Source organism: Luteibacter sp. P4_D7_3 (assembly GCF_056401735.1).
The window spans coordinates 1-4,081 of record NZ_JBFUIT010000338.1; the positions used below are offsets into that span (position 1 = coordinate 1).

Annotated in this window: 1 protein-coding gene; it reads right to left on the reverse strand. The window is 63.1% G+C overall.

Annotated features, from left to right (window positions below; genetic code table 11):
- Positions 1-396 precede the first annotated feature (396 nt).
- Positions 397-3,786, reverse strand: a complete 3,390-nt coding sequence (locus AC1DSN_RS19350) for a putative Ig domain-containing protein (RefSeq protein WP_477332295.1) — start codon at positions 3,784-3,786, stop codon at positions 397-399.
- Between the last annotated feature and the right edge of the window lie 295 nt (positions 3,787-4,081).

The following is a 4,081-nucleotide window of genomic DNA, read 5'->3' on the forward strand; positions in this document are numbered from 1 at the left end:
TAGATATACACCGCTCGTCGCCTTTGATGATCGCGGACTGACAGATATCCAACTCACCTCGTGGCGAGGTGATCGAAACTCAACAGATGTTTCAACGACCTATTTCGAAGAATCCGTTTGCGACATCATTTAGGAGGTCCCGACATGTGATGTCGCCTTTCTCATAACGACGTCATTTGATCCTTTACGGTCTCGCGACTGGCATTGTTGTCGAGAACCGGTAATTGACCTTTCTGAGTCAGTCAGTTAATGAAGGGCACTCTGATAGGTCCCTTCGCGCCGCCCCTGCCGGCGCGCACTTAATGACGTCGTTTGTCGTTTAATCGTGTCGCGAGTGCCTGTCGTTTCGACGAGGGCGCCAGGTCAAGCCCGGCGCCCCCTCCGGCAGTCGGCGGGCTAATGAACTGACGGCCGCTGGTCAGGCTGCAGAACCGCAGGCATTGCTAGCATGGCGCTGTGTTGCCAACCGTTGTCGACCACCAGAGCGGTACCTGCACCGGGCCCGTACGACTGCGCCATGGCTTCGACCAGTCGTTGAAGCTCGCCGCTGGTCGCTGCGTCAGCGGATCCCTGCCCGGAAACCGCGTCGTCATTGCCGACCGACCACACCATCTGCATCGACCGAGCCGATAGCGGCGTCACTGCAGCGGGCGTGAATCCAGCAGGTAGTGGCTTGAGCAAGGCGGCGAACTGTGAGGCCGGAATCGCGAAGCCATCGCTGGGCTGCACGTAGCTGATTGCCTGGTCATCGCCCTTGAAGTGGTTCTGCACCCGAACCTGCTGGTTGACGTCGCCATCGACAAGCACAACAAGATCGTCCTGGCTCCGGTGGAAGGTCAGCCGGGTTCTGTCGATATCGTTGAAGAAAAGCCAGTCCGTACCACCACCGGTATTGTCGATGACATCCTTTCCGGAGCCCGCCTTGTACAGGTATTTATCGTCACCAGCGCCGCCCTGGAGAAGGTCGTTACCGTCCTCACCGACGAGCGTGTCAGCGCCCGCGCCACCCACCAAGATGTCGTTGCCCGACCCGCTGAACGACCCGTTTCCGCCGGAGAGGTAATCGTCCCCGTCACCGCCGACGAGCTTGTCGTCACCACCCATGCCAAAGAGCGTGTCATTGCCGGCAAGACCGCGGATCAGATCCCGCCCGCTGGTGCCGACCAATTGTTCGCCGTTACCCGTTCCCGTGATGGTCTTTGTGTAGTCCGCATCGTTGCCGGGCTCGCTTGGCGTGCCGCCGCCCGGCGTCCCCGTCCCGCCAACCAGCGCGTTGATGGCCGCCGTACTGAGGGACGTGCCACTCGCAGGCTGGACGTAGTCGATGGCGGCGTCGCCGCCGAGGAAATGACCCAACACGCGGAGGGTCTTGGACGCGTCACCATTGACCTTGATGAGCAGGTCGTCACCATCACGGCTGAAAGCCAGCTGGGAGGCGGTTATCCCGTCATTGAAGAAGATGCCGTCGTAGCCGCCCCCGGTGTTGTCGACGATGTCCTGCCCGCCCCCATACACGTACTTGTCGTCGCCAACGCCGCCGATGAGGGTGTCGTTGCCGTCCTCGCCCACCAGGGTGTCGTTACCCAGACCGCCTTCGAGGCGGTCATCGCCCGAGCCGGTACCCGAGCCGCTGCCACCGGCCAGATAGTCGTTGCCATCGCCGCCCTGAAGGGTGTCGTTGCCCACCAGGCCAAAGAGAGTGTCGTCGCCGGCAAGCCCTTTGATTAAGTCCTTTCCGGCGCTGCCAACGAGCTGCTCACCGGCCGACGTGCCCTCAACCACGCTGTCATAACCGCTCGAGCCGCCAGCGACGATCTGGTTTATCTGCGTGGTCGTCAGCATCGACCCGCCATCGGGCTGGATGAAGTCGATGGCAGCGTCCCCGCCGAGGAAGTGGTTTGTCACGCGGACGGAGGGGGTGGAGGTGGCATCGACAAACATCAGCAGGTCATTGCCATCCCGGCTGAAGGTGATACGTTCACGGGTGACACCGTTGAGGAAGACGCCATCAAAACCACCGCCCGTGTTGTCGATCGTATCCGTGCCTGACTGCGCATCGACCACATAGCTGTCGTCACCCGCGCCTCCCACGAGGCGGTCGTTGCCGCCTCCGCCGACGAGGGTGTCGTTTCCGCCCATGCCACTGAGCGTGTTGTCGTCGGCATTACCTGCGAGGTAATTGGYTGATGCGTTGCCGGTGCCGTTAAGCTTGCCAGCCCCCACGAGGAACAGGTTCTCGAGGTTGTCGGCCATGGTGTAAGAGACCGAGGCCTGCACCTGATCCGTGCCCTCGCCGGCGAGCTCCACAATCACGTCACCGCTGTCGGCGATGACGTAGACATCGTTGCCCGCGCCGCCTTCCAGTCTGTCGGTACCGGCCCCACCGTCCAGGTAATCGTCGCCCGTGCCACCCACAAGCGTGTCCTGGCCGTTGCCACCCCAGAGCGAGTCATTGCCGTCGAGGCCCAGAAGGGTATCGTCTCCGTCGAGGCCCGAGAGCTTGTTGGCCCCGGCGTTGCCCTGGATGCGATTGGCAAGGCTGTTGCCGTTGCCCGTCACCACTGATGTGCCAAGGATGAGGTTTTCGACATTGTTGTCGAGAACAAGGTTGGTCTCGAAACGGCGCTCGATGGTATCCGTCCCCTCGCCTTCATACTCGAAGGCGCGGTCGGCGGCCGACTCAACCACCAGGTAGTCATCCCCCAGGCCACCATAGAGCCGGTCGGTGCCGGCGCCGCCCTCCAATCGGTTCGCGCCGTCGTTGCCGTGGATGACGTTGTCCGCGCCATTGCCCGTCCCGTTGATGGCGGCATCGCCCGTCAACACGAGATCCTCAAGGTTGGCCCCAAGCTGCCAGTCGACACTCGATTCGACGACATCCCTGCCCTCACCCGCGAGCTCAATGATGTGGTCGCCGGCAGTGTCGACCACATACGTGTCGTCGCCCTGGCCGCCCGTGAGCGTGTCGGCACCGCCGGCGCCATCGAGGAGGTTGTCTGCACTGTTGCCGAGGATCTCGTTGGCCAGTGCATTGCCCGCGCCCTGCACCGCCTGGCTGCCTTCCTCCAGGACGAGGCGCTCTACATTCTCGCCAAGGAGGTAGCTCACCCGCGAGCGCACGGTGTCTTGTCCCTCGCCAACGTTCTCGACGATGGCCGCCGAGCTGTCGCCAATCAGGTAGGTGTCGTCGCCCTTGCCGCCGAACAACCGGTCGGTGTTACCGCCGCCATCAAGCGTGTCATTGCCGTCACCGGCGTGGATATCGTCGCGGAACCTCGTGCCCGTGAGCACATCATCCGCTGCGCTGCCGTGGATGACGTTGCTGACACTGAGCTGGATGGTCGCCGTCGTCGTCTGTCCCCAGGAGTCGCTCGCGATGAGATCAATGGAGGTGTCAAGCCCGCCATTGGGGGGCGTGCCCGTCAGCACGCCAGTCTGCGGGTCGATGCTTAGCCATGCCGGGGCCCCGGCACCGAGGGTCAGGCGCAGGGTATCGTCGGCTGCATCGGCAAACATTCCCTCCGGCAGTACGAAACGCAGTGGCGAATCGCCCACAGCCTCCACAGCCACGCTGCCGATGAGGGTCACCGGGGGATTGTTTGTGTACGGCAGATGGTCGAGGCCGCCCTTGCGGATCGTGCCGTCGGCGAAGACGAACTCCTTGACGCCACCGCTCAGGACGTCGCCCGCCGGATCCGTCCAGTAGTTTTCCACGCGCAGGCGGTCTTGCGTGTTGCTGCCAACCTGCACGACGAGGGTGGCTCCCTCACGGCTGAAACTCACCATGTCGGTGRTGACCCCGTCCGCGAAGACGACGCGGTCTAGGCCAAGGCCCCCGTCTGAGTGGACTGTGTCGGTGCCGTCGCCCACGCCGTAGTGGAAGGTGTCAAGCCCGCCCGCTCCGTACAGCTGATCATTGCCGGTGCCGCCGTAGAGGTCTGCACCGCCGTACCCCGCTCGAAGGATGTCATCTCCCCCGTCACCGAAGAGGAAGTCGTGTGCGGCCGCGTCGAGGCTGTGGAGGTCACGCTCGCCGCCGTAGATGGTGTCATTCCCGTCCCCACCATGGATGGTGTTCACA